This window comes from Embleya sp. NPDC050154 (assembly GCF_044460165.1).
GTDB lineage: Bacteria > Actinomycetota > Actinomycetes > Streptomycetales > Streptomycetaceae > Embleya.
On record NZ_JBITJP010000006.1, the window covers coordinates 114,905 to 140,773 of the forward strand.

General features: G+C 71.9%; 17 protein-coding genes. 7 read left to right on the forward strand and 10 right to left on the reverse strand.

Annotated elements, in window-relative coordinates:
- Positions 1-116: 116 nt before the first annotated feature.
- The 3 genes from pepN (ACIBSV_RS15220) (at position 117) to ACIBSV_RS15230 (ending at position 5,739) form a co-directional block, all read left to right on the forward strand.
- On the forward strand, positions 117-2,660 hold the full coding sequence (gene pepN / locus ACIBSV_RS15220; RefSeq protein WP_395862989.1) for an aminopeptidase N: 2,544 nt from the start codon (positions 117-119) through the stop codon (positions 2,658-2,660).
- A 91-nt stretch (positions 2,661-2,751) separates the two neighbouring features.
- Positions 2,752-5,298, forward strand: coding sequence for an aminopeptidase N (pepN, locus tag ACIBSV_RS15225; protein WP_395862991.1), 2,547 nt, complete (start codon positions 2,752-2,754; stop codon positions 5,296-5,298).
- 267 nt (positions 5,299-5,565) lie between these two features.
- Positions 5,566-5,739: a hypothetical protein gene (locus tag ACIBSV_RS15230; RefSeq protein ID WP_395862992.1), complete on the forward strand. Its 174-nt coding sequence runs from the start codon at positions 5,566-5,568 to the stop codon at positions 5,737-5,739.
- 61 nt (positions 5,740-5,800) lie between these two features.
- Here the strand turns inward: ACIBSV_RS15230 and malQ are convergent, their stop codons facing one another.
- Both malQ and ACIBSV_RS15240 read right to left on the reverse strand, forming a co-directional pair.
- Complete coding sequence (gene malQ / locus ACIBSV_RS15235) at positions 5,801-7,975, reverse strand: 4-alpha-glucanotransferase (RefSeq protein WP_395862994.1); 2,175 nt, start codon at positions 7,973-7,975, stop codon at positions 5,801-5,803.
- Positions 7,976-8,121: 146 nt separating this feature from the next.
- Positions 8,122-8,664 carry an HNH endonuclease gene (locus ACIBSV_RS15240; protein ID WP_126642612.1) on the reverse strand — a complete coding sequence of 181 codons (543 nt, stop codon included), beginning with the start codon at positions 8,662-8,664 and terminating at the stop codon, positions 8,122-8,124.
- 190 nt (positions 8,665-8,854) lie between these two features.
- Here ACIBSV_RS15240 and ACIBSV_RS15245 point away from each other — a divergent pair, with 190 nt between their 5' ends.
- From ACIBSV_RS15245 to ACIBSV_RS15260, 4 genes are all read left to right on the forward strand, one after another.
- Entirely contained in the window at positions 8,855-11,023 is a 2,169-nt protein-coding gene (locus ACIBSV_RS15245; protein WP_395862997.1) for a prolyl oligopeptidase family protein, read from the forward strand.
- Positions 11,024-11,153: 130 nt separating this feature from the next.
- Complete coding sequence (locus ACIBSV_RS15250) at positions 11,154-12,191, forward strand: mechanosensitive ion channel family protein (protein WP_395862999.1); 1,038 nt, start codon at positions 11,154-11,156, stop codon at positions 12,189-12,191.
- 237 nt (positions 12,192-12,428) lie between these two features.
- Entirely contained in the window at positions 12,429-13,907 is a 1,479-nt protein-coding gene (locus ACIBSV_RS15255; RefSeq protein ID WP_395863001.1) for an SDR family oxidoreductase, read from the forward strand.
- Positions 13,908-13,955: 48 nt separating this feature from the next.
- Positions 13,956-14,342 carry a globin gene (locus ACIBSV_RS15260; protein ID WP_395863471.1) on the forward strand — a complete coding sequence of 129 codons (387 nt, stop codon included), beginning with the start codon at positions 13,956-13,958 and terminating at the stop codon, positions 14,340-14,342.
- A gap of 178 nt (positions 14,343-14,520) precedes the next feature.
- On the opposite strand, the gene ACIBSV_RS15265 is transcribed toward ACIBSV_RS15260, so the two are convergent.
- The 8 genes from ACIBSV_RS15265 to ACIBSV_RS15300 form a co-directional block, all read right to left on the reverse strand.
- Positions 14,521-16,656: an MMPL family transporter gene (locus tag ACIBSV_RS15265; RefSeq protein ID WP_395863003.1), complete on the reverse strand. Its 2,136-nt coding sequence runs from the start codon at positions 16,654-16,656 to the stop codon at positions 14,521-14,523.
- Between the two features lie 265 nt (positions 16,657-16,921).
- Complete coding sequence (locus ACIBSV_RS15270) at positions 16,922-17,569, reverse strand: hypothetical protein (RefSeq protein WP_395863005.1); 648 nt, start codon at positions 17,567-17,569, stop codon at positions 16,922-16,924.
- Entirely contained in the window at positions 17,566-18,006 is a 441-nt protein-coding gene (locus ACIBSV_RS15275; protein ID WP_395863007.1) for an acyl-CoA thioesterase, read from the reverse strand. The genes ACIBSV_RS15270 and ACIBSV_RS15275 overlap by 4 nt, the downstream gene beginning before the upstream one ends.
- Before the next feature lie 132 nt (positions 18,007-18,138).
- Entirely contained in the window at positions 18,139-19,803 is a 1,665-nt protein-coding gene (gene ettA / locus ACIBSV_RS15280; protein WP_395863009.1) for an energy-dependent translational throttle protein EttA, read from the reverse strand.
- 265 nt (positions 19,804-20,068) lie between these two features.
- Positions 20,069-21,445 (reverse strand): Cys-Gln thioester bond-forming surface protein, encoded by a 1,377-nt coding sequence (locus tag ACIBSV_RS15285; protein ID WP_395863011.1) that lies wholly within the window; start codon positions 21,443-21,445, stop codon positions 20,069-20,071.
- A gap of 584 nt (positions 21,446-22,029) precedes the next feature.
- Positions 22,030-22,500: a single-stranded DNA-binding protein gene (locus ACIBSV_RS15290; protein ID WP_395863013.1), complete on the reverse strand. Its 471-nt coding sequence runs from the start codon at positions 22,498-22,500 to the stop codon at positions 22,030-22,032.
- Positions 22,501-22,728: 228 nt separating this feature from the next.
- Entirely contained in the window at positions 22,729-24,324 is a 1,596-nt protein-coding gene (locus tag ACIBSV_RS15295) for a GTPase (RefSeq protein ID WP_395863015.1), read from the reverse strand.
- 148 nt (positions 24,325-24,472) lie between these two features.
- Positions 24,473-25,852: an ATP-binding protein gene (locus ACIBSV_RS15300; RefSeq protein ID WP_395863017.1), complete on the reverse strand. Its 1,380-nt coding sequence runs from the start codon at positions 25,850-25,852 to the stop codon at positions 24,473-24,475.
- Positions 25,853-25,869: the final 17 nt, after the last annotated feature.

Consider the following 25,869-nt stretch of genomic DNA (forward strand, 5'->3'; position numbering starts at 1 on the left):
CCACCCCGACCGACGGCGTCCCCGCCGCCGCGAATCCGGCCGGGAAACCGGGCCGACACCGTCGCCCCCGCCGTGAAAGGATCGGCCGGGACCGCAGCCAACCAGGGAGTGATCCAGTGCCCGGCAGGAACCTGACCCGCGAGGAGGCCCGCACGCGGGCCCGGATCCTGAGCGTCGAGGACTACGACGTCAGGCTCGACGTCAGCACCGACAGCACGGAGACGTTCCGCTCCGAGACGGTGCTCCGTTTCGGATGCCGAGAGGCGGGTGCGGCCACGTTCGTGGATCTGCTCGCCCCGCACGTACACGAGGTCGTGCTCAACGGCCGCGAGCTCGACCCCGCGCAGGTCTTCGACGGCACCCGGGTGCTGCTGGACGACCTGGTCGAGGGCGCCAACGAACTGCGTGTGCTCGCGTCGTGCGCCTACAGCCGCACCGGCGAGGGCCTGCACCGCTTCGTCGACCCGGTCGACGAGCGGGTCTACCTCTACACCCAGTACGAGCCGGCCGACTCGCGCCGGGTGTTCGCGAACTTCGAACAGCCGGACCTCAAGGCCGCGTTCCGCTTCTCGGTGACCGCGCCGGCCGACTGGCACGTGGTCTCGAACTCGACCACGCCGGACCCGGTGCCGGTCCGCGACGGGGTCGCCCGCTGGGACTTCGCGCCGACGCCGCGCATCTCCACCTACCTGACGGCGGTCGTGGCCGGTCCCTACCACGCGGTCTTCGACACCTACACCGGCCCCGACGGCCTCGTCGTCCCGCTCGGCGGGTTCTGCCGCGCGTCGCTGGCCGACGCCTTCGACCACGAGGAGATCTTCGAGGTCACCCGGCAGGGTCTGGACCTGTTCCACGACCGGTTCGACTTCCCGTACCCGTTCGGCAAGTACGACCAGCTCTTCGTGCCCGAGTACAACCTCGGCGCGATGGAGAACCCGGGCGCGGTCACCTTCACCGAGGACTTCGTCTTCCGCTCCAAGGTCACCGACTCGGCGTACGAGAACCGCGCCAACGTGATCCTGCACGAGATGGCCCACATGTGGTTCGGCGACCTGGTCACCCCGCGCTGGTGGGACGACCTGTGGCTGAAGGAGTCCTTCGCGGACTTCATGGGCTCCTACTCGCAGGGCGCGGCCACCCGCTGGACCGACGCGTGGACCAGCTTCGCCGCGCGACGCAAGGACTGGGCGTACCGCCAGGACCAGTTGCCCACCACCCACCCGATCGTGGCGGTGATCAACGACCTGGAGGACGCCAAGCTCAACTTCGACGGAATCACCTACGCCAAGGGCGCCTCGGTGCTCAAGCAACTGGTCGCCTACGTGGGCGAGGACGAGTTCTTCGCGGGTGCCCGGTCCTACTTCAAGCGGCACGCGTGGGGCAACACCACGCTCGCCGACTTCCTCTCCGCCCTGGAGGAGACCTCCGGTCGCGACCTCAAGTCCTGGTCGGCGGACTGGCTGGAGACCTCCGGCGTGAACACGCTGCGGCCCGCGATCGAGACCGACGCGGACGGCGTGATCACCTCGTTCGCGGTGCTCCAGGAGGCCGCCCCGGGGTTCCCCACACTGCGTCCGCACCGGATCGCGATCGGCCTGTACGACGGCGCCGAACGCGTCGCCCGGGTCGAGGTGGACGTGGTCGGCGCGCGCACCGAGGTGCCCGAGCTGGTCGGCCGCGCCCGCACCCCGCTGATCCTGCTCAACGACGACGACCTCACCTACGCGAAGGTGCGCTTCGACGCGCGGTCGTGGCAGGCCCTGCTCGACTCGCTCGGCGAGCTGGACTCCTCGCTCGCCCGCGCCCTGTGCTGGGGCGCGGCCTGGGACATGACCCGGGACGGCGAGCTGCCCGCGAGCGAGTATCTGGCGCTGGTGCTGCGGCACGCCGGCCGGGAGAGCGACGTGGGCGTGGTGCAAAAGCTTCAGGTGCAGGTCAAGACCGGCCTGGACCGCTACACCGACCCCGCGTTCCGGGCCGAGGGCCTGCGCCTGCTCGCGGCCGGTGCGCTGGCCGAGCTCAGGGCCGCACCGGTCGGCGGCGACCACCAACTGGCCTGGGCCCGTTGCCTGGCCTCGGCGTCCTCGACCACCGAGGAACTCTCCTTCCTGCGCGACCTGTTGACCGGTGACGCCGAGATCGCCGGGCTGGCGGTGGACACCGAGCTGCGCTGGGTGCTGTTGCGCGCGTTGTGCGCGGGCGGCGCCGCCGACGAGCCCGACATCACCGCCGAGGTCGAGCGCGACGGCACCGCTGCGGGCCGCCGGCACGCGATCGAGTGCCGGGCCGCGCGACCCACCGCGGCGGCCAAGGCCGAGGCGTGGCGGCTCGTGGTGGAGACCGACGAGCTGCCCAACGCGATGCTCAACGCGGTGATCGCGGGCTTCGCCACGCCCGGCCAGGAAGAGCTGACCGAGCCGTACACCGACCGCTACTTCGCCGCGCTCGCGCCGGTCTGGCGGGACCGTTCGATCGAGATCGCCCGCCGGATCGTGGTCGGCCTGTACCCGTCGGGTCGAGTCGACGCCGACACGCTGCGCCGGACCGACGACTGGCTGGCCGCGGCCGAGCCGGTGCCGGCGCTGCGCCGGCTGGTGCTGGAATGCCGCGACGACGTGGCGCGTGCGCTCAAGGCTCGAAAGCGCGACCAGCGGAACTGAAAAACCTTCGCGGACCCCGCCGTCATCCCGGGCGGGGTCCGATCCGTCGGCCGCCCCTTCCCGGCGGCGCCCATCCCACAAGGAGCGCAGCGTGCCCGGTACCAATCTGACGCGTGACGAAGCCCGCGAGCGGGCTCGGATACTGTCCGTCGACTCGTACGACATCACCCTCGACCTGACCGGCACCGGTGCGACGTTCCCGTCCACGACCGTGCTGAGGTTCGGGTGTACCGAGCCCGGCGCGACGACGTTCGTCGATCTGGTCGCCCCCGAGGTGCACGAGATCACCCTCAACGGCAAGGCGCTCGACGTCTCCTCGGTGTACGCGGACAGCCGGATCGCGCTGACCGACCTCGCCGAGAGCAACGAGCTGCGCGTCGTCGCGTCCTGCGCGTACATGAACACCGGCGAGGGCCTGCACCGCTTCGTCGACCCGGTCGACGACAAGACCTACCTCTACACCCAGTTCGAGGTGGCTGACGCGCGCCGGGTGTTCGCCAACTTCGAACAGCCGGATCTGAAGGCCACCTTCGCCTTCACGATCAGTGCCCCGAGCGACTGGCACGTGGTCTCCTGCTCACCCACCCCCGAGCCCTCGGCCGGCGCCGACGGCACCTCGGTGTGGGCGTTCGAGCCGACCCCGCGGATCTCCACGTACATCACCGCGCTGGTGGCGGGCCACTACCACGCGGTCCAGGACAGCTATACGGCCGAGGACGGCACCGTCGTCCCGCTCGGCGTGTACTGCCGAGCCTCGCTCGCGCCGTTCCTGGACGCGGACAACATCTTCGACGTCACCAAGCAGGGCTTCGACTACTTCCTGAAGCAGTTCGACTTCCCGTACCCGTTCGCGAAGTACGACCAGCTCTTCGTGCCCGAGTACAACGCGGGCGCGATGGAGAACGCGGGCTGCGTGACGATCCTGGAGGACTACGTCTTCCGCTCGAAGGTCACCGACACGTCCTACGAGACGCGTGCCGAGACCATCCTGCACGAGCTCGCGCACATGTGGTTCGGCGACCTGGTCACCATGCAGTGGTGGGACGACCTGTGGCTGAACGAGTCGTTCGCCACCTACGCGTCGGTGCGCTGCCAGGCCGAGGTGACCCGCTGGTCGCACGCGTGGGCCACGTTCGGCAACCGGATGAAGACCTGGGCCTACCGGCAGGACCAACTGCCGTCCACGCACCCGATCTTCGCGGACATCCGGGACCTGGAGGACGTCGAGGTCAACTTCGACGGGATCACCTACGCCAAGGGCGCCTCGGTGCTCAAGCAACTGGTCGCCTACGTGGGCAGCGAGAACTTCTTCGCGGGCGTGCGGACGTACTTCAAGAGGCACGCGTGGGGCAACAGCCGGCTGGCCGACCTGCTCGGCGCACTGGAGGAGACCTCGGGCCGGGACCTGAAGGCGTGGTCGCGCGAGTGGCTGGAGACCGCCGGCGTGAACACGCTGCGGCCCGCGATCGAGACCTCCTCGGACGGCCTGATCACCTCGTTCGCGGTGCTCCAGGAGGCTCCGCGGGAGTGGCCGACGCTGCGCTCGCACCGGATCGCGATCGGCTTCTACGACCGCACCGACGCGGGCCTGGTCCGCACCCACCGCCTGGAGCTGGACATCACCGGCGCCCGGACCGAGGTCGCGGACCTGGTCGGCCTGACCAGGCCGGCCGTCGTGCTGCTCAACGACGACGACCTGACCTACACCAAGATCCGGCTCGACGAGGAGTCGCTCGCGTTCGTCACCGACGCGATCGGCGAGTTCGTCGACCCGCTGCCGCGCGCGCTGTGCTGGGCGGCCGCGTGGGACATGACGCGCGACGCGGAGATGGCGACGCGCGACTACCTCAAGCTGGTGCTGGCCGGCGCGGGCGGCGAGAAGGACATCAACATCGTCCAGTCGCTCCAGCGCCAGGTCACCAGCGCGCTGGAGTTGTACGCCGACCCGGCGCACCGCGAGCGCTCGCTGGCCGAACTCGCGGTGGCGGCCGAGCGGTTCCTGCGCGCGGCCGAGCCGGGCAGCGACCACCAGCTCGCCTGGGCCCGCTGCCTGGCGTCGGTGGCCGCGCGGCAGGACCACCTGCAGCTCCTGCGCGGGCTGCTGGACGGCGGGGAGCGGGTCGAGGGCCTGGCCGTCGACGCGGACCTGCGCTGGGCGCTGCTGCTGCGGTTGTCCGCGACGGGCGTGGCGACCGACGCCGACGTGGACGCCGAGGTGGAGCGGGACTCGACCGCGGCCGGACAGCGGCACGCGGCGGCCTGCCGCGCGGCGCGACCGACCGCCGCGGCCAAGGACGAGGCGTGGGCTTCGGTGGTCGAATCCGACGCGCTGCCCAACGCGATCCAGGCGGCGGTGATCGGCGGCTTCGTCCAGCCGGCCCAGCGCGACCTGCTCGCGACCTACACCGACCGGTACTTCGCCGCGATCGCGGACGTGTGGAAGACCCGCACCAACGAGATCGCCCAGCAGATCGTGATCGGCCTGTACCCGACCCTCCAGGTCACCGCCGACACCCTGGACCGCACCGACGCGTGGCTCGCGGCGGCGGAACACCCGGCCGGGCTGCGGCGCCTGGTGGTGGAGAGCCGCGACGGGGTGGCCCGGGCGCTTCGGGCGCGGGCGCGCGACACACGTTAGCCGTGCGGCGCGGGTTGCCGGCCTGCGGCCCGGCCTTTGCCTCGACGTCGAGCGCCGGCCGGGCTACTTGGCCTCGAACGCCGGCCGGGCTGTTGATCAGCCCGGCCGGCGGTCGACGCCGGCGGGTGGCGGTCGAGGCCGGTGGTGGTCGGTTTGCACGGAAGGGTCAACCCGGTGCGCGGGTGTGGGTGTGCGCCCGGTAGCGTGGGTTTCGTGGTGAACAGGAATGCACTTCGCGCCGGGGCCGTGTCGGCCGTTGTCACGCTCATGTCGCTGATTTCGGCGCCGGCGTTCGCGAACGTCCGCGACGACGGCGACGACCCGGCTCCCAAGCTGGGTATCGGCGAGACCCTCGGGATCTTCGTCGGCATCCCGATCCTGTCCTTCCTGATCATCGCGGGTCTCGTGATGCTTCCGGACATCATCAAGAAGAAGCACTGACGTTCGACCGAAGCCGCCGACCGGGTCCGCACCCGGTCGGCAGCTTCGGCGCGTCCGCCCTCTACAGGCCGCGAAACGCCCGGGCCAGCGACACCGCGCGCGGGTTGACCGGCAGGTCCTCCAGGTAGACGTGCCGGCCCTCGCCGTCGGCCACCGGCAACAACCAGTTCGGGTACTGGTTCCAGGTGCCCGGCAGGTTCTGCGGTCGGCGATCGCCGACCCCGTCCGGCAGCCACACGCCCAGCAGTCGGCACGGCGTCGCGGCGAGCAGTCGGTGCAGGGCCTCGATCGTCTCCCGCTCGCCCGCGCCGGGCCGCAGGTAGCCGCGCCGGCGCAGCAGTTCGAGCCACTGCTCACGGTCGGCGAGGTCTTCGGCGCGTTCGGTCTCCGCATCCCGTACCAGCAGGCTCAGCCGCTCCCACAGATCGATGTGCTCGCCCGCGAGCCGGGCCGCGGTGGGGGGCAGGTCGTGCGTGGTCACCGTGGCCAGCGAGCCGGCCCGCCACTGCTCCGGTGGCAACGGCCGCCCCTTGTCGTCGCGTTCGAACCACAACACCGACGTGCCCAGGATGCCGCGCTCGGCCAGATAGGTGCGCACCCACGGCTCCACCGTGCCCAGGTCCTCGCCGATCACCACCGCTCCCGCGCGGTGCGCCTCCAGTGCCAGGATGCCGACCATCGCCTCGTGGTCGTAGCGCACGTAGGCGCCCTGGGCCGGGCTGTTGCCCTTGGGGACCCACCAGAACCGGAACAACCCGAGTACGTGGTCCACCCGCACCGCGCCGGCGTGCCGGAACACCGCGCGCAACAGTTCGCGATACGGCGCGTAGCCCACCTCGGCCAACCGCAGCGGGTGCCACGGCGGCTGGTTCCAGTCCTGGCCGATCTGGTTCATCGCGTCCGGCGGCGCACCGCCGGTGGCGCCCAGGGCGAGCACCCGGCCGCCGCGCTCGGAGCCCAGCACCCACGCGTCCGCGCCGTCGGGATGCACGCCGACCGCGAGGTCGTGCACGATGCCCACCGCCATGCCCGCGGCGGTCGCCGCGTCCTGCGCGGCCCGCGACTGGTCGGCCAGCACCCACTGGGTCCACCGGTGGAAGTCGATCGCGCCGGCGAGCCGTTCGCGCTCGGCGTCGACCTCGGCCGCGTCCGGGTCGTGCAGTTCCTCGGGCCAGGAGCGCCAGGACGGGCCGTACTCCTCCACCAGCGCGCACCACGTGGCGAAGTCGGTCAGCCACTGGCCCTCGCGCGCGACGAACGCGCGGTAGTCGGCGTCCCGTCCCAGGCTGCGCGGCACCTTGTGGACCAGCGCGAGCGCCTCCCGCTTGGCCACCCGTACCGCGTCCCGGTCCAGGTGCTCGGCGCCGTCGTGCCCGTCCCCCGCCGCGGCCCTGAGTTCCTCGGCGACCGCGCGCTCGACCGGGGTCAGGTAGGCGAACTCGGGGATGGCCTCGACCCGGACGTACATCGGGTCCGGGAAGCGTCGGCTCACCGGTAGATACGGCGATGCCTCCACCGGCGGCACCGGCGAGGCCGCGTGCAGCGGGTTGACCAGCACGAAGCCGGCGCCCTGGGTGCGCGCCGACCACACCGCCAGGTCGGCGAGATCGGCCAGATCGCCGATTCCCCACGACCGGCGCGAGGGCAGCGAGTAGAGCTGGACCATGTATCCCCACGAGCGCCGCTCGGGCGTGGGCAACACGGCCGGGGTGATCGCGACCGGGCACGAGGCGCGGACGTCCTCGCCGCCCGTGCTCGGCACGCCGCCCGAGCCGAGCGACTCCTCGGGTTCGGGCGAGCAGCGCGCGTGCAGGGTGTGCCAGCCCAGGGGCAGGTCGCCGGGAATCCGGTGCCCGCCGACCGGGTCACCGAGCGGTCCACGGTCCGGTCCGGGGCCGAGGTCACGCCGTATCCCGCCGTTTTCCAGTTCGAGCCACAGGTCGACCCGGTGTCCGGCCGGCACGTTGACGGTGAATCCGGCCGCGCGGCCCGAGCGCAGCACCAGGACCGGCGGCAACAGCCGGGTCCGACGCAGTTCCTCGTGCGCGGCGAGTGCGGCCCGGGCGCTCTCGGGTGTCGACGCGTCCACCCCGAGCGCACCGAGCACCGCTATCACCGTCGCCGGGTCGGCGTGCACGACCTCGCCGCGCCACCCCTGATACTCCGTGGCCACGCCGAACGCGGAGGCGAGCCGGACCAATTCGGGAGACAGTTGCGATACGCGTGGTTCCTCCATGCCCGCGAGCATCGCACCCGAACGGCTCCGGTGTCGGCGTGTCCGGCCGACACGCGACGTGGTGTGTCGGGTTCCGGACCGCGGCCCCGGGGGAACCCGTCGAAACAAAAACGGCGACGGGCTCCCCTGAGGAAATCCGCCGCCTTCTAGGCGCTCGCGACCTGGTCGAAATGGTCGAAGCCCGCTTCCTGTGCACCGTACGGCGCCAGGTATGGCTCCCAGCGCGGATCACGGAAGCCGGTTCCGAGGATCCGCCAGGCCAGGCCGGTGGGTTGGGATGGGGGGCGCGGCATTCGCCAGCCCAACTCGGCGATGTACCGGTCGCTCTTGACGTGATTGCAGCGACGACACGCCGAGACCACGTTGTCCCACGTGTGTTGCCCGCCCCGGCTGCGCGGGACGACGTGGTCGACGCTGGTGGCGGCGCTTCCGCAGTAGACACAACGCCCTCCGTCGCGAGCGAACAGCGCCCGGCGGGTGAGCGGTACTTGGCCCCGAAAGGGGATGCGGACGAAACGGGTCAGTCTGATCACACTGGGTACGGGAATCTCGGTGGTGGCGCTGTGCAGGATGGTGCCTGTCTCTTCCAGGCACATTGCCTTGTCGTTCAGCACGAGGATCAGTGCGCGGCGAACGGGCACCACGCACAGGGGCTCGTACGACGCGTTGAGGACCAGCGAATGCGGCACGTATGCCTCCCTGTGACGCCGACAGCGCGTGGCTCGCGCCGGGGACGATCGGCCTCCAGTGTCCATGCCGGGATACCCCCCGCGCTACCAGGAATCGACAAGGTCACAGAGCGTTCACCTGCACGAGTGGCCCCGCGTGGCCGAGTGGTGACCGTGCGCACCGATGGGCCCGGACGTCTAGGGTGCGCCCATGACGCGCTCTGTGCAGCCCGCGGAACACGCCCCCTTCGAGACCCCGCGCGCCCCCGCCGCCGCCCGTGCGGACACGGTCGACGTGCTGTTCGGCCGCCCCGTCCCGGATCCCTATCGCGCCCTGGAGGACCCGGACGCGCCGGCCACCCGCGCGTGGTCCGCCGCGCAGGACGAGTGGTTCCACGCCCATGTGGACCATCTGGCCGGACGCGACGCGCTGCGCGCTCGGCTGGCCGAGCTGCTCGCCACCGGCCTGACCGGGCTGCCCTGTTGGCGCGGCGACCGGCACTTCCTGATCCGCCGCGACCCCGGCCGCGAGCACGCGGTGTTGTTCGTGGTCGAACCGAACGGCGCCGAACGGGCGCTGGTGGATCCGATCGCGATCGACCCGACCGGCACCACCACACTCGACCAGTGGGTGCCCTCCGACGAGGGCGACCGGCTCGCCTACCTGCTCTCCACCGGCGGCGACGAGGAATCCCGCCTGTATGTGCTCGACGTGCGCACCGGCGCCCGGATCGAGGGCCCGATCGAACGGGTGCGCGACACCTCGATCGCCTGGCTCCCGGGCGGCGACGCGTTCTATCTGGTGCGCCGGTTGCCGGCGGAGGAGGTGCCCGCGGGCGAGGAGCAGTACCACCGCCGGGTGTACCTGCACCGGGTGGGCACCGACCCGGTCGCGGACGTCGAGGTGTTCGGCGCGGGTACCGAGCCGGCCACCTACTTCGGTGTCGGGGTCAGCCGGGACGGCCGCTGGCTCACCGTGTCCGCGTCGCTGGGCACCGCGCCCCGCAACGACCTGTGGCTGGCCGACCTGCGCGCGGGTTCGCCGGAGCGGCCGGTGCTGCGGCCGGTGACGGTGGGCCTGGACGCGCTCACCGGTGTGCGGGTGGGCCGGGACGGGCGGTTGTACGTGTTCACCGACCTGGCCGCGCCGCGCGGTCGGCTGTGTGTGGCCGACCCGGCGGCGCCCGGGCCCGAGGGCTGGCGCGATCTGGTCGCGGAGGACCCGGACGCGGTGTTGACCGGCTTCGCGATCCTGGACGGCACGCACGCGCCCACACCGACGCTGCTGGTCACCCGGACCCGGCACGCGGTGGGCGAGTTGACCGTGTGCGACCTGGCCACCGGCGCGGTGCTGGCCCGGCCGGCGACGCCCGGCGGCTCGCCCGGTTCGATCGGCGGTCTGGCCGAGCACCCCGAGGGCGGGCACGAGGCGTGGTTCGGCTGGTCCGACTACACCGCGCCGTCGGCGGTGCTGCGCTACGACGCGCGCACCGGCGCGATCGACACGTGGGCCACCGCACCGGGCACCGCGACGCTGCCGGACGTGCACGTGCGCCAGGAGTGCTACCGGTCGGCGGACGGCACCGAGGTACGGATGTTCGTGATCGCGCCGACCGCCGAGCCGGACCGGCCCCGACCCGCCGTGTTGTACGGCTACGGCGGCTTCGGCATCTCGCTCGGCCCGGCCTACTCGGCGGGCGCGCTCGCCTGGGTGGAGGCCGGTGGCGTGTACGCGATCGCGAATCTGCGCGGCGGCGCCGAAGAGGGCGAGGAGTGGCATCGTGCGGGCATGCGTGGGAACAAGCAACGCGTGTTCGACGATTTCCACGCCGCCGCGGAGCACCTGACCGCCCGGGGCTGGAGCGCGCCCGACCGGCTGGCCGCGTCCGGCGGCTCCAACGGCGGGCTGCTGGTGGGCGCCGCGCTGACCCAGCGGCCGCAGTTGTACGCCGCCGTGGCCTGCTCGATGCCGCTCCTGGACATGGTCCGCTACGAGCGGTTCGGGCTCGGCCGGTTGTGGTCCGACGAGTACGGCAGCGCCGAGGTGGCCGAGGAACTGGACTGGCTGCTCGGCTACTCGCCCTATCACCACGTGCGCGCGGGCGTGCGCTACCCGGCGGTGCTGTTCACCGTGTTCGACGGCGACAGTCGGGTCGACCCGCTGCACGCGCGCAAGATGTGCGCGGCCCTGCAGGACGCGAGCACGAGCGGGCGCCCGGTGTTGCTGCGCGCCGAGGCCGAGGTCGGCCACGCGGCCCGCTCGGTCTCGCGCACGGTCGAACTCACCGTGGACACCCTGTCCTTCCTGGCCGACCGGACCGGTCTTGATCTGAACGCGCGCGCGGACGAAGACGGCAGAGATGGGGGTTCGGTGAGATAACGGTGATCAACGACAGAAGGTACGAACAAGAGGTATCGCACGAGGGCCCTCGGCCTCGTGGCTACTGTGGGGAGCCGATCCCCCCTCGCGGGGGCAGTGTCTCCCGCTCGTCGTCCGAAAGGTCTCGTACGTGTCCGCGCCCGTCCCCGGAATCCTGCTGTCGTACGACGTCGCCGAGAGCGACGGCAAGGTGTCGTCCTGGTTCGACCGGCACGGCGAGTCCCTCGTGGTGACGCCGATCCGGATCCTGGTGATCATCCTGGTGGCGCTGATCCTGCGCGCGGTGACCAGGAAGTTGATCACCCAACTGGTCGGCCGGATGGCCAACAGCGGCACCGACAGCAGCGGGCGGCCGGTGACCGGCTTCCTGTTGAACGCCGAGCGGCGCCGCCAGCGCGCCGAGACGGTCGGCTCGGTGCTGCGCAGCACCGCGTCGTTCGTGATCCTGGGCATCGCCGGGCTGATGGTGCTCGGCGAGTTCAAGGTCAACCTCGCGCCGTTGCTGGCCAGCGCGGGCATCGCCGGCATCGCGCTGGGCTTCGGCGCGCGCAACCTGGTCACCGACTTCCTGTCCGGGATGTTCATGATCCTGGAGGACCAGTACGGCGTGGGCGACCTGGTCGACGCGGGCCCCGCGACCGGCACCGTGGTCGAGGTGGGCCTGCGGATCACCAAGCTGCGCGACGTGGACGGCACCGTCTGGTACATCCGCAACGGCGAGATCAAGCGGATCGGCAACAAGAGCCAGGGCTGGGGCACCGCCAAGGTGGACGTCCAGGTCGGCTATCACGAGGACGTGGACAAGGTGCGCGCGGTGATCGCCTCCACCGCCGAGGCGCTGGCGGAGATCGAGCCGTGGAACGAGCGCGTGTGGGGCTCCGCGAACGTGGTCGGAATGGAGTCGGTGACCGCCGACTCGGTGGTCCTCCAGGTCCAGATCAAGACCATGCCGGGCCAGGAGTTGCCGGTCGCGCGCGAGCTGCGCGGCCGCCTCAAGCGTGCGTTCGACGACGCGGGCATCCGGATCAGCGAGCCGATCGCGAGCGCGACGGGACCCGGCACGGAGGAGGGCCCGGCGCCCGCCCCGGCCGAGCCGGCACCGGTTCCGGTGAACCCGCCGCCGGCCCCGCCGACGCCGCAGGCACCGGGTGCGCCGGGAGGCTCCTGACCCCGGGCCGGACGGCGGGCGCGGGCGGGTGGTCGCCGGGGGCGGCGGGCGCGAACGCATGCTCGCCGGGCCGCACGGCGGGCGCGGACGGATCGCCGTCGGGCCGCACGGCGGACGCGGGTAGTCGCCGGGCCTGCCCACGAACGGGTTACCGCCGGCCCCGTCCTGCGGACCGAACGGGTTGCCCTCGGGCGCGTCCGCGCCGGGTCGCGCGTGCCATCCGCGAGACTGGGCCGGGTGGACTCTCCCCTGTGCCTGGTCACCGGCGCCACCGGCTACCTCGGTGGCCGGCTGGTGCCCGAACTGCTCGCGGCCGGCTACCGCGTCCGCTGTATGGCCCGAACCCCGGCCAAGCTGCGTGACCACCCTTGGGCGGACCGGGTCGAGATCGTCCGCGCCGACGTGCTCGATCGAGCCGCGGTGCGCCGCGCCCTCGACGGCGTGGACGTCGCGTACTACCTGATCCACGCGCTCGGCAGCGGGCCGCGCTTCGCCGACACGGACCGCGAGAGTGCGCGCACCTTCGCCGCCGCGGCCGAGGACGCGGGCGTGGGCCGGTTGGTCTACCTCGGCGGGCTGGGCCCGGCCGCCGGGTCCGCCGCCCGCGACTCCTCGCCGCACCTGCGCTCGCGCGCCGAGGTCGGCGAGATCCTGCTCGCGTCCTCGGTGCCCGCGGCGGTGCTGCGCGCGGCGGTGATCATCGGCTCGGGGTCGGCCTCGTTCGAGATGTTGCGCCATCTCACCGAGCGGCTGCCGGTGATGGTCACCCCACGCTGGGTCACCTCGCGGATCCAGCCGATCGCGGTCCGCGACGTCCTGCACTACCTGGTCGGATGTGCCGAGCTGCCGCCGGAGGTGGACCGCGCCTTCGACATCGGCGGGCCCGACGTGCTGACCTACGAGCGGATGATGCAGCACTACGCGGCGGTGGCGGGCCTGCCCCGGCGGCGCGTGTTGCCGGTACCGATGCTCACACCCTCGTTGTCGAGTCATTGGGTGGGCCTGATCACACCGGTGCCCGGCGCCCTGGCCCGACCGCTGGTGGAGTCGCTGCGCAGCGAGGTGATCTGCCACGAGCACGACATCGCACGCTGGATCCCGGACCCGCCGGGCGGCCCGACCGGTTTCGACCGTGCGCTCGAACTGGCCCTCAAGCGCATCCGCGACGCGGACGTGGCCACCCGCTGGTCCTCGGCGGGCCTGCCCGGTGCGCCGAGCGATCCGCTGCCCACCGACCCGGACTGGTCCGGCGGTTCGCTGTACGAGGACGTCCGCGAGGCGGAGCCGGCCGCCTCCCCGGCGGCCGTGTGGCGGGTGATCGAGGGCATCGGTGGCGACAACGGCTGGCACTCGTGGCCGCTGGCCTGGTCGGTGCGCGGTGCGCTGGACCGGATCGTGGGCGGGGTCGGGCTGCGCCGCGGGCGCCGGGATCCGCACCGCCTGCGGGTCGGCGACTCGCTGGACTTCTGGCGGGTCGAGGAGGTGGTGCCCGGCGAACTGCTCCGGCTGCGCGCGGAGATGCGGCTGCCGGGACTGGCCTGGCTGGAGTTCACCGTCGGTACCCGGGACGGCCGCACGCGCTATCGCCAGCGTGCGCTGTTCCACCCCCGGGGCCTGCTCGGGCACCTGTACTGGTGGGCGGTGTTCCCCTTCCACGGCATCGTCTTCGGAGGCATGCGCCGAGGCATCGCCCGGGCCGCGGAACGATCGGGCTGAGCCTGCCCGGCCCGCCGGGCCATCTGGGAGGATGGAACGGTGACCGAGATGCGAGAGCCGGAACCGAGTCTCTACGAAGCCGTGGGCGGCGAGGAGACGTTCGTCAAGCTCGTGCACCGCTTCTACCAGGGCGTGCGCGAGGATCCGCTGCTGCGCCCGATGTATCCGGAGGAGGACCTCGACGGTGCCGAGGACCGGCTGCGGATGTTCCTGGTGCAGTACTGGGGCGGTCCACGCACCTACAGCGACCAGCGCGGGCATCCGCGGTTGCGGATGCGGCACGCGCCGTTCGCGGTGACCGAGGAGGCCCGGGACGCGTGGCTGCGGCACATGCGGGCGGCGGTGGACGACATCGCGCTGCCGGCCGAGCAGGAGAACACCCTGTGGGACTACCTGGTCTACGCCGCACAGTCGATGGTGAACCGACTGGACTGACGGGCCGACGGCCGCATCCGCGATGCGACGGAGGCTGCCGCCGGCACGTGGTCGGTGGCACGACGCGATCTTCCACCGAATCCACGTGCGCGGCTTCGCGGACGGCGAACCCGGTGCGGCCGGCGCCGGTCGGCGCGTTGTCGCTCGCCTCCGGCCCGGTGGGTCCGGGCGACGGCGATCAGCTCGTGCCGCCGCCGGACACGGCCGTGTGGTGGTCGGACGGGGACTGATCGGGTTCGGACGCACGCACCGGGTGCCGGTACAGCACGCTGGGCCACCACATCACCCGGCCCACGTCCAGGGTGAGCGCGGTGACCAGGATCGAGCGGACCACGATGCTGTCCAGGAGCACGCCGAGCGCGACCGCGAAGCCGATCTCGGCGAACGTGACCACCGGCAGCGTGCCCAGGACGCCGAACGTGCTCGCCAGCACCAGGCCCGCCGAGGTGATCACACCGCCGGTGGCGCGCAGCCCGATCAACGCCCCCGGCCGCGCACCGTGCCGGGCGCTCTCCTCACGCACCCGGGTCATCAGGAAGATGTTGTAGTCGATCCCGAGCGCGACCAGGAAGACGAACACGAACAGCGGCAGCGACGTGTCGGCGCCGGCGAAGCCGAAGACGTACTCGAAGACCAGCGCACTGGCACCGAGCGCCGCGGCGAAGGACAACACGACGGTGGCCACCAGGATCACCGGCGCGGCCACCGCGCGCAGCAGCAGCGCCAGGATCACCAGGACGGCCAGGAGCACGAGCGGGATGATCCACTTGTCGTCGTGCCGCTGGGCCCGGGCGATGTCGATGTTCACCGCGGTGGTACCGCCGACCTTGGCCGCCGCGTCCGGTACGGCGTGTGCCACGTCGCGCAGCCGCTCGACCGTGCGTTGCGCGGCGGTGCTGTCCGCGCCGTCCTTGAGCGTGGCGTCGATCTCCACCAGCCCGTTCCGGGCCCGGACCTGGTGTGCGGGCAGCACGCCCGGGTCGGTGGACAGCGCCGCGACCACGGCGCCGGCCGCCGGTTCGCGAGCGATCACCACGACCGGGGCGCCGGAGCCCTGCGGGAAGTAGCGGGCCGCGACCGCGGCGCCCTTGATCGACTCCGGGCGCCCGATGAAGGTGTCCTTGTTGCTGAGCCCGTCGGCCTTGAGCGCGAACAGGCCGAGCGAGAGGGCGGCCAGCGCGAGGCTCGTGCCGATCCACACGATCCGCGGCCGGCGGGCGATCCCGTTGCCCATCCGGGCCCACATGCCGGTGGCGGCCGGGTCGGCGGTGCCGTACCCGGGCCGGACCGGCCAGAAGACCCATCGACCGCAGATCACCAGCAGGGCGGGCAACAGCGTGACCATCGCGACCAGGCCGACCAGGATGCCCAGCGCGCACACCGGGCCGAGCCCCGAGGTGGAGTTCATCCGCGCGGCCAGCAGGCACAACATGCCCACGCCGACGGTCGCGGCGCTGGCGAGCAGCGCGGGTCCGGCGCGCAGCAGCGCGTGCGCCATCGCCTCGTGCCGGTCCTGGTAGCGGCGCAACTCCTCGCGATAGCGCGCGACCAGGAGCAGCGCGTAGTCGGTGCCCGCCCCGAAGATCAACACGGTCAGGATGGCCGCGCTCCGGGCGTTGACCACGACCACGTCGTGCTTGGCGAACAGGTAGACGAAGGCCTGCGCGCCGAACAGCGCCGCCACCACGGTGAGCACCGGCAGCAACCACAGGGTGGGGCTGCGATAGGTGAGCAGGAGCAGCACGATCACCACGGCGAGCGCGCTGTACAGCAGTACGCCGTCGATGCCCTCGAACGCCTTGCCCTGGTCCGCGCCGATCCCGGCCGGGCCGGTCACGTAGGCGCGCAACCCCGGCGGTGACCCCTCGGTGATCGTGTCCACGTCGTCGACGACGTCGATGAACTCGCTCCAGCCGACCTTCGGGTCCATCTCGATCGGCGCCAGCACCTGGGCCGCCCGGCCGCCGGGCTCGAACGTCGGGTCCGCGATCGGCCCGACGACGCCCGGGGTGTGCCGGATCCGCTCGGTCTGCGCCAGGATCGCGGCGCGGTCCGGCTCGCTCAGCCCCGCGGCGCGCTCGTAGACGACGACCGCGGTGACCGTGTCGACGTCCTGGAGCCGACTCTGCAACTTGATCACCTTGGTCGACTCGGCCGCCCCCGGCAGCCACGCGGACGCCTCGTTGCGCTCGACGTCCGGCAGCTTGCCGGCGAGCGGGAACGCGCCGACCAGCAGCGCCACCCACACGATCAGCACAACCCACTTGGATCGCCGCCCACAGGGCCAAGTGGCCATCGCCTTGACGCGCTCCATGGTCCGGTCCCCTCGCCACGAACAACGCTCGTCACACAACGCCGGTATGTGTCTCCCGAGACAAAGATCGACACACCACGTCGCCGAACATGACGGAGCGTCAAGGAAACCTGACGAGGCATCAGGAGGCGTCGGTGCGACGTCGGTTCGGCCCGAACAGCGGTCTCGGCCGGCCACAGGCGTCGGCCGCTCGGGGCATGTCGGTCGACGCGCGGGCCGGGGCGGGTGCCTCGGGCGTGTCGAGGACCCCGGCCGGACCGGGGCGTCAGCGGGTGAAGAGGATGCCCGGGGCGCCTTCCCGGCGGACGGAGACCGAGCCGAAGCGGGCCTCCAGGCGCAACCAGGTGCCGCAGGCGAGGATCTCCACCCGTGCCTCGGGGTCGGGTGGGCCCAGGAAGCCGAACGACTGGGCGGCGTGCGCGGCGCGGAGCGGGAGTCGTCCGGTCATCGGTCGGGTCCAGATGTCGGCGGCGATTCGGTCGAGTTCGGCGCGCGGCAGGCCGGGCTCGGCGCGGGATCGGAACTCCGCGACACCGGCGGCCACTTCGCGGGCCAGGTCGAGCACGGCGAGCTCGGCGACCCGCTCCCAGCCGGTGCGCGGGGGGAGCAGGCCGGCCCACCCGGGACCGGTCACCGACGGCGGCAGGGTAACGCTCGCGTCGTCGGTGATCGCGTCCAGGAGTTGCCCCGCGGACACGGTAGCGTCCACGGTCGCGGGCCCGGCCAACTCGCTCGCGCGCAGCGTGATCACGCCCGACGCGGCCTCGCCGAACGGCGGGTGGCCGAACGTACCGAGCACCGAGCCCTCGGCTCGCACCCGCACCACCGCGCGGCGGTCGTAGCGCAACAGTCGGCTCAGATAGCCGCCCAGGTCCGCGGCGGCGGCGGGATCGGCGAAGCGCAACACGGTCATGGGCGGACCGGCCGCCCCTCGGGCTCGTCCCGCGGCTCGACGAAGCGCTCCAGATAGGCCCGCTCCTCCGCATTCAATCGCCGGGGGCGCTGCTCGTCGAGCGAATAGGGCACCAGCACCGACAGCGCCGTCGCGTACACCTGCTCGTCGTCCTTGACCTCGTAGGCGAGCGTGAACCGGGCGGCGCCGATGTGGGTCACCCACGTCTCCACCCGCACCGGCTCGGCACGCCACACCAGCGGTCGTTTGTAGTCGATCTCGTGCCGGGCGATCACCACACCCTCGGAGAGCGTCTTGGCCCCCTCGCGTTGTCCGAGGGTGAACATCATGTCCACGCGCGCCTCCTCCAGGTAGCGGAGGTACTGCACATTGTTGATGTGCCGGTAGGCGTCCATGTCGGACCACCGAAGCGTCGCCTGGTAGATGTGCCTGGCCACGTGCCCAGTCCTCTTCTCTGTTCCCGTGTCGATGCGTCCCGAGTGCCCAAGCGTGCCGGCCGGAGGACGCCGGTGGCCTGCCGTATGCGGGCATACGACAGGCCACCGGTTACGCCGTGCCGACCGGGTGGGTCAGTTGCGCTTGAGCTTCTTGTACGTCGCGCGGTGCGGCCGGGCCGCCTCGGCGCCCAGGCGCTCGATCTTGTTCTTCTCGTACGACTCGAAGTTGCCCTCGAACCAGAACCACTTCGAGTCACCCTCGTAGGCGAGGATGTGCGTGGTCACCCGGTCCAGGAACCAGCGGTCGTGCGAGACGACCACGGCGCAGCCCGGGAACTCCAGGAGCGCGTTCTCCAGGCTGGACAGGGTCTCGACGTCGAGGTCGTTGGTCGGTTCGTCGAGCAGCAGCAGGTTGCCGCCCTGCTTGAGCGTCAACGCCAGGTTGAGGCGGTTGCGCTCACCGCCGGAGAGCACCCCGGTGGGCTTCTGCTGGTCCGGGCCCTTGAACCCGAACGCGCTGACGTAGGCCCGGGACGGCACCTCGACGTTGCCGACCTTGATGTAGTCCAGGCCGTCGGAGACGACCTCCCACAGGTTCTTCTTCGGGTCCAGGCCACCGCGCGACTGGTCGACGTAGGAGACCTTGACGGTCTCGCCGACCTTGATGTTGCCCGCGTCCGGCGTCTCGGCGTCGATCAGCATCTTGAACAGCGTGGTCTTGCCCGCGCCGTTCGGACCGATGATGCCCACGATGCCGTTGCGCGGCAGCGTGAAGGACAGGTCGTCGATCAGCAGCTTCTCGTCGAAGCCCTTGCTGAGGTGGTCCACCTCGACCACGACGTTGCCCAGGCGCGGACCCGGCGGGATCTGGATCTCCTCGAAGTCCAGCTTCCGCATCTTGTCCGCCTCGGCGGCCATCTCCTCGTAGCGGGCCAGGCGCGCCTTGCTCTTGACCTGGCGGCCCTTCGCGTTGGAGCGGACCCACTCGAGCTCGTCCTTGAGCCGCTTCTGCCGCTTGGCGTCCTTCTGCCCTTCGACCTTGAGGCGGGTGGCCTTGGTGTCCAGGTAGGTGGAGTAGTTGCCCTCGTAGGGGTGCAGCCGACCGCGGTCGACCTCACAGATCCACTGGGCGACGTTGTTCAGGAAGTACCGGTCGTGGGTGACCGCGACGACGGTGCCGGCGTACTTCTCCAGGTGCTGTTCCAGCCACTGGACGCTCTCCGCGTCGAGGTGGTTGGTCGGCTCGTCCAGGAGGAGCAGGTCGGGCGCTTCGAGGAGCAGCTTGCACAGCGCCACGCGGCGCTTCTCGCCACCGGAGAGGTTCACGATCGGCCAGTCGCCAGGCGGGCAGCCCAGTGCGTCCATGGCCTGTTCGAGCTGCGAGTCGAGCTCCCAGGCGTTCGCGTGGTCGAGCTGGTCCTGCAGCTCGCCCATCTCGGCCATCAGCTCGTCGGTGTAGTTGGTCGCCATCTCCTCGGCGATGGCGTTGAACCGGTCCAGCTTGCCCTTGATCTCCTTGACGCCGTCCTCGACGTTCTCCAGAACGGTCTTGGACTCGTCCAGCGGAGGCTCTTGCAGCAGGATGCCGACGGTGTAGCCGGGGGACAGAAACGCGTCGCCGTTGGACGGCTGTTCCAGCCCGGCCATGATCTTCAGAACGGTCGACTTACCCGCGCCGTTCGGGCCGACGACGCCGATCTTGGCTCCCGGCAGGAAGCTGAGCGTCACGTCGTCGAGGATCACCTTGTCGCCGTGCGCTTTACGCGCCTTGCGCATGGTGTAGATGTACTCAGCCATGCGTCCAAGCCTATGGTCTGCCGGGCAGTGCCCGTGCATGGGTGCCCGCAGGGCGCGCGATCGTCGGCGCCGGGTCGCGGGATTTCGGCGCCGGGCCGCGCGATCGTCGGCCGCGGGGCTCCTCGGCCGGGCAGGCGGGCCACTCGTCCTCGAACGCCGGACCGGCCCGCGACGGTGGTGCCGGGGGACGACGTCGGGCCCCGACGCGCCGGCTGCGCGTCGGGGCCCGACGGTTATCGGTGTGCTTCGATCAGCGGCGCCCGAATCAGGCGGCGGCGCCGTCCGAGCCGTTGTTGCGGCGGCGCATGTAGAACACCAGTCCGCCACCCGCGAGCAGGAGCGCACCGGCGCCGCCCAGGATCGCGGGGGTGTTGCTGCTGTCGCTACCGGTGGCGGCCAGGTCCGGACCCTTCGGGTTCACCGGAGCCGGCGTCCCGCCGGTGCTGCCGCCCGAGGTACCACCGGTGACACCTTCGGTGGCGCCGGCGGTCTTGCAGTCGAGCGTGCCGGTGAACTCCTTGGCGGTCTTGCCGTCGGGGCCCACGATGGTGATCTTGTAGGCCTGGTCTTCGGCGACCTTGACGACCTGGTCGACCGACTTGCCGGCCTCGACGGTGGTTTCCTTGCCGTCGAGCTTGAACTTGTACGACTCGTCACCGGTGTTCTTGACGGTGACCTTCACGCCGCCGTCGACACAGTCCTTGGTGGCGTTGATCTCCGGGAGCGGGCCCTTGCCGGGGTTGCCCCACTTGGCGATCGCCTTGTCGGAGGTCTGCACCTTCTGCTTGTCCGCGACGATCAGGAGCTGGCTGGTCGACCCGTCCTTGTTGACGCCCTGGAAGACCCGACCCGCCTGCACGGTCGACTCACCGGAGACCTGGAAGGTCTGGCTGCCCGCCTTGGTGGCCTTGGAGGCGTTCACGTAGAGCTTGTCGCCGTTGCCGACCTTGTCGACCGGCTTGCCGTCGGCGTCCACCAGGGTCGCCTTGGCGTCGGCGTCGCCCTCGAGCAGCTTGGCGTTGATCGACTTGCCCTCGGCGTTGGTCTTGACCTCGAACGGGCCGATGCCGGGCTTGTCGTTGATCTTGCCGGCCTTCTCGCCCGGGGTCACCGAGAGCGAGACGGGAGGCTCGGTGACGTCGCCCTTGTTGGCGTCGCCGACCAGGTACTTGTAGAGCTTGACGATGTCGCCGTCGTTCTTCTTGCTCTCGTCCAGCTTCTGGCCGTCGGTGAAGTGCCAGATGGCGACCTGCGTGGCGGCGGCGGCCTCGCCCTCGGTCAGCTCAGGAGCGCCGACCTTCGCGCGAACGGCCCCCAGGTCCACCGTCGGGAACGAGTTCAGGAGCACCCACTTGACCTTGGCCTTGTCGGCCTTGGTGCCGAAGGAAGTCTCCTTCCAGCCCGACTCGTCGTACTTCGCCTCGTCACGAACGAGCGTGTGGAAGTCGATGCAGTAGGTGCGCAGGATTTTGCCGTCGACCTCGAGCTTCAGGATCGAGGCGCGCTGCGACTTGTCCTTGCCCTGCAGGAAGATGTCCGCACCGACATCGCCGCCCTTGTAGACGCCCTTGGCGCCTTCCGCACTGGCCGCACCCGCGAAACCGATCACGCCGGCCGCCGCCAAGCCGCCGGCAATGATCATGGCCGACAAGCGGGTGGCCGTCCGTCCCGGTGTACGGAACATGTGGTGGTCCCCTCGAAAATGTATGCCGACTCGCGCGGCGCATGGTTCCCCCGAGCGGGGCGCGAGTAAAGAACCGTTGAATGGTATGAGCAGTCGGGCCACCTCTCGCGACCCGGGGTACTCATTTGTTTCACGTTCTTTACCTCGGGAGAAGATCCACGTCGAGGATGTCAATTCGCATATCGGGAAGTCGACAAGTCTTCGACGGATATAGCCGCCTATGGGGTGCGTCAAGCCGCTTAGACGCTGATCAGGGCCATCTCATCCGCTATTGATTTGTCAGTGTTCACAACCGACCGAATCGGTCTTTTTCGTGACCAACGCCTCGTCTCGGGCGCTATTCGCCCCCATGATCCGGCTTTTTCCACCCTCCCACCCCATCGGTTGAGGGACATGCGACGGTTGGTCTGATTTGACGCGGATCGCACCCGCTCCGAGTCGTCACAATTCTGTTCCAGATTCGTTCCCGAAACCGCCTTGAATTATCTCCGCCATCAACAATGAATGGCTTTCCCGAACACGCGATCACACGCCGCGGCAATTCACGCGGCCTCCTCCGCGCCGACGGATCCGGGATCGGACCCGATCGCGAGGGTGCCCTGCTCCGCCGCCGAACCCGCCGCGACGCCGTCCGCCACCACCGACAGACGCGCGGGCCGACCCACCCGCCGAAACTCCGCGACCCCGCGGGCGAGGTCGTGTCCCACCGAGGACGCGTCGATCTCGGTGACCGTCCACCATCGCCCCTCGCGCTCCCACTCGCGCACCCGCAGCCGACCCGTGACCACCAGCGGGTCGCCCTTGTCGATCGAACTCGTCACGTTCTCCGCCAGGCCCCGAAAGCACACGATGGTGTAGAACGACGCGTCCCCCGACACCCACGTCCCCGTCTCCCGATCGAAGCGCCGGGGCGACACCGCCATCCGGAAGCGGGCCAGGGGCACGCCCGCCTGGGTCATCTGGACCCGGACATCGCTGGCGGCATTGCCGATCACCGTCACGTACGTGTCCACGCTTGCCTCCTGTGTAGCCGCGGGTCACGGCGTGCCCCGCGACATCGCCGTCCGCCCTCGACGATCCGGCACCGGGCGGTCGACCGGCGGCGGGCCGGGACGGGCTGTGGACAACTCGGCCCCTGTGCACGACACCACGTCACCCACGTGAGGGACGCCCCGGCCGCCCGTCGCCCACGTGGGTGACACCGCCCCCGCCACGCCTCCCGCCCCGCCCCGCCCCTCCCCTCACCCCCGCCGCATCGGCTCCCGAGCCGCCACGAAATACCCGTGCGCCTCCCGATACCGCGCCAACTCCCCCTCCGCCGGCCCGACCAACAACCGATCCGCCACCTCCCCGACGCGCGACCGCAACGCCGCCGCCACCTCCGCCGTCCGCCGGTCCGCCGCCGTCCGCGCCACCCGGCGCGCGCACCACACTCCCGCCACCACCAGCACGAGCCCCGCCACCACCACCCACCACGAGGCCGGCATCCCGAACCCACGCGCCGCCGGCCCCCCGGCCCGGGCCGAGCCCGCACCGACCACCCCGGCCGCCACCGCGAGCACCCCGACCCACTGCGCGCCCACCGCGACCCGCACACCGAGCGCCGGCGGAGCGGCCTCCGGCCCGGCCCCCGTCAGCACCGCGGGCAACTCGTCCGGCAACCTCCGCAACCCCTCGGCCGACACTCGGTGCACGCCACCCACCCACTGCGCGGGCAACCCCCGCGTCCACCTCGCCCCCGCCCGCCGGATCACCCGCTCGGCCCGATGCATCTGTACCGGCGCGGGCCGCGTCGCCGGCCGCCGCACCCGACGACCCGACAGCGGCCCGCGCGGCACCCGCTGCCCCTCCCCGGCGGCCGCCGCGAGAACCGCCACCCCGGCCGCGTCGCACAACCCGTCCACGAGCGCGTCGCGGTCCTCGGCGGTGAACCCGTCCACGTCCGGCGCCACACCCGCGAAATACGGCTCGAGGCGTTCGGTCAACGCGTCCAGATCCGCGGCCAGCCGGGTCACCGACGCCTCGCCGGGTCCGGCCGCGGCCACCACCACCCGGCGCAGTTCGGCGATCCCGATCCCGGTCTCCGGCGACGTCGCCAGCACCCGCACCTCGGCGAGCCCGTCGGCCGCCAACAGCGCCCGCACGTCGGTCAGGCAGGCCGCGAGGTCCCCGGCCGGCAGCCGGTCCGCGTGGTTGAGCACCACCGTCATGCCGGGCCCGTGATGCCGCAACGGCCGCAGGTAGCGCTCGTGCACGATCGCGTCGGCGTACTTCTGCGGATCGAGCACCCACACGATGTGATCCGCGACCGCCACGACCGCGTCCACCTCGGCCCGGTGCGCGAGGTCGATCGAGTCGTGATCGGGCAGGTCGAGCAGCACCAGGCCGGCCGGCATCCCGCCGCCTCGGCGCGCGTCCAACGAACCGTGCCGGGCCACCCGGTGCGCCGGTTCGATGCCGAGCAGGTCCAGCAACGGCGCCGCGCCCTCGGGATCCCACGCGCACGCCAGCGTGGTCCGGGTGGTCGGCCGTTCAGCGCCGGTGTCCGCCAGCCGCAACCCGGTGAGCACGTTGAACAACGACGACTTGCCGGCGCCGGTGGCGCCGGCGAGCGCGACCACGGTGTGCCACGTGGCCGTGCCCAACCTGGTCTCGGCATGCCCGAGCAGGTCCTCGATCAAGGCGAGATCGGTGCCGGGCAGCCGATCCCGGGCCAGCGCCGCGGTGCGATCGAGCGCGGCCAGCCGAGCCATCAGCCGCCCCGCCTCCTCGGTCCCACTCGCGTGCCGGGCCCGACGCACGGCGAACCGATCGACATCCTGCCCACCGGCGGTCACCCGGGCCTCCGCTCGGAACCGGGCCGCACCCCGACCCGCCTCTCGCGGCGGCGCACCCGAGCCGGCCCGCCGCACCGCGTACAACCCGGCTTCCACACGAGACCGGTACGCGGCCCCTGCTCGCGCTCGGGCCGCGCCCCGCCGCCCCTCACGCGCTCCTCCGCACCACGTCGAGCGCCTCGATCAACCCCGCGTCGGCCCGGGCGGGCAGGAGCGCCACTGCCGCCACCCGCCGCGCGCGCTCACCGTCCAGCGCCTCCGCGACGACGGCGCGCAGCGCACGATGGAGATCGGTGATCAGCCGCGCGGCCGGCTCGGATCCGATCCGGACGCCGAGCCGCCCCGCCGCGTCGCGGCCGATGCCGGGCCCGAGTTCGGCGCCACCGACCGCGGCGATCAGCGCGAGGGGCTCGGCCCGGTCCGGCCACGCGAGCGGCCCGGGCCCGGGCCGACGGATCCCGCCGCGCGGCAGACACCCCGCCGACCGCTCGGCGCCCCGCGCGAAGGCGTCCGCCACCAGCGCGTCCAGGCTCTCCAGTACCGCCCGCGCGGCCCCCGCCTCGTCCCCCTCGTACCAGCGTCCCGCCGCCGAGCCGCGCAACAACGACCCGTCGTCGAGCGCCCGCAGCGCCCATCGCGAGGTCGCCGCGTACGCCCGATCCACGCACTCGCGCGCCCGCCCGGCCGCCTCGTACTGTCGCCCCACCGCCTGCGCGAGCGGCGGCACCCGCCGATCCAGGCTGTGCAACAGCCCGCCCAGGGTGCGCCGGACCACCGCGGCCCGCGCGTCCGGATCCGCGCCGCGCTCGGCGAGCCACGTGCGGATCGGCACCACATTGCGCTCGGGCAACCCGGCCCCCGGCTCGGTCTCCACGATCGGGTACAGCGGCACATCGCCCAATCCGGCGTGCCGCAACAACCGGACGTAGTCGGGCCGGACTCGGTCGAGTACCTCCGCCGGCACCCGGTTCAACACGATCGCCAGACGGGTGTTGCGATCGCGCGCGAGCCGGAGCAGGTGCCACGGCGCGGCGTCGGCGTAGCGCGACGCGGTGGTGACGAAGATCCACAGGTCGGCGGCGCCGAGCAGGCGAACCGCGATCCGCCGGTTGTCGGCGGAGACCGAGTCGATGTCGGGCGCGTCCAGCAGGGCCATCCCGGGCGGTACCCGCTCGTCCAGCTTCAGGTCGATCCCGGGCTCCGCGGCGAACCAGTGCCGGTCCCCCGACCGACACACCAGGACCGGCACCCGGGTGGTCGGCCGGAGCGAGCCGGCCACCGTGATCTCGCGCCCGACCAAGGCGTTCACCAGGGTGGACCGACCCGCGCCGGTGGACCCGCCGACCACCGCGAGCAGCGGCGCGCGCGGCACCGCGAGCCGGGGCAGCACGTAGTCGCCGAGTTGGTCGATCAACTCGCGACGGGCCGACCGCGCCTGCACGACGCCGGGCAGGTCGAGCGGGAAGCACGTCGCCACGACCTTGTCCCGCAGGTCGGCGAGGGCTGCGGACAGGGTGTCGCTTCCCATGATCACCACGGGCGACC

What these genes read in the sequence shown, in the direction of transcription:
- ACIBSV_RS15230 (WP_395862992.1), top strand. Translation starts at nt 5,566, where the DNA reads ATGTCGCTGATTTCGGCGCCGGCGTTCGCGAACGTCCGCGACGACGGC.
- malQ (WP_395862994.1), bottom strand. Translation starts at nt 7,975, where the DNA reads ATGGAGGAACCACGCGTATCGCAACTGTCTCCCGAATTGGTCCGGCTC.
- ACIBSV_RS15245 (WP_395862997.1), top strand. Translation starts at nt 8,855, where the DNA reads ATGACGCGCTCTGTGCAGCCCGCGGAACACGCCCCCTTCGAGACCCCG.
- ACIBSV_RS15260 (WP_395863471.1), top strand. Translation starts at nt 13,956, where the DNA reads ATGCGAGAGCCGGAACCGAGTCTCTACGAAGCCGTGGGCGGCGAGGAG.
- ACIBSV_RS15265 (WP_395863003.1), bottom strand. Translation starts at nt 16,656, where the DNA reads ATGGAGCGCGTCAAGGCGATGGCCACTTGGCCCTGTGGGCGGCGATCC.
- ACIBSV_RS15270 (WP_395863005.1), bottom strand. Translation starts at nt 17,569, where the DNA reads ATGACCGTGTTGCGCTTCGCCGATCCCGCCGCCGCCGCGGACCTGGGC.
- ettA (WP_395863009.1), bottom strand. Translation starts at nt 19,803, where the DNA reads ATGGCTGAGTACATCTACACCATGCGCAAGGCGCGTAAAGCGCACGGC.
- ACIBSV_RS15285 (WP_395863011.1), bottom strand. Translation starts at nt 21,445, where the DNA reads ATGATCATTGCCGGCGGCTTGGCGGCGGCCGGCGTGATCGGTTTCGCG.
- ACIBSV_RS15300 (WP_395863017.1), bottom strand. Translation starts at nt 25,852, where the DNA reads ATGGGAAGCGACACCCTGTCCGCAGCCCTCGCCGACCTGCGGGACAAG.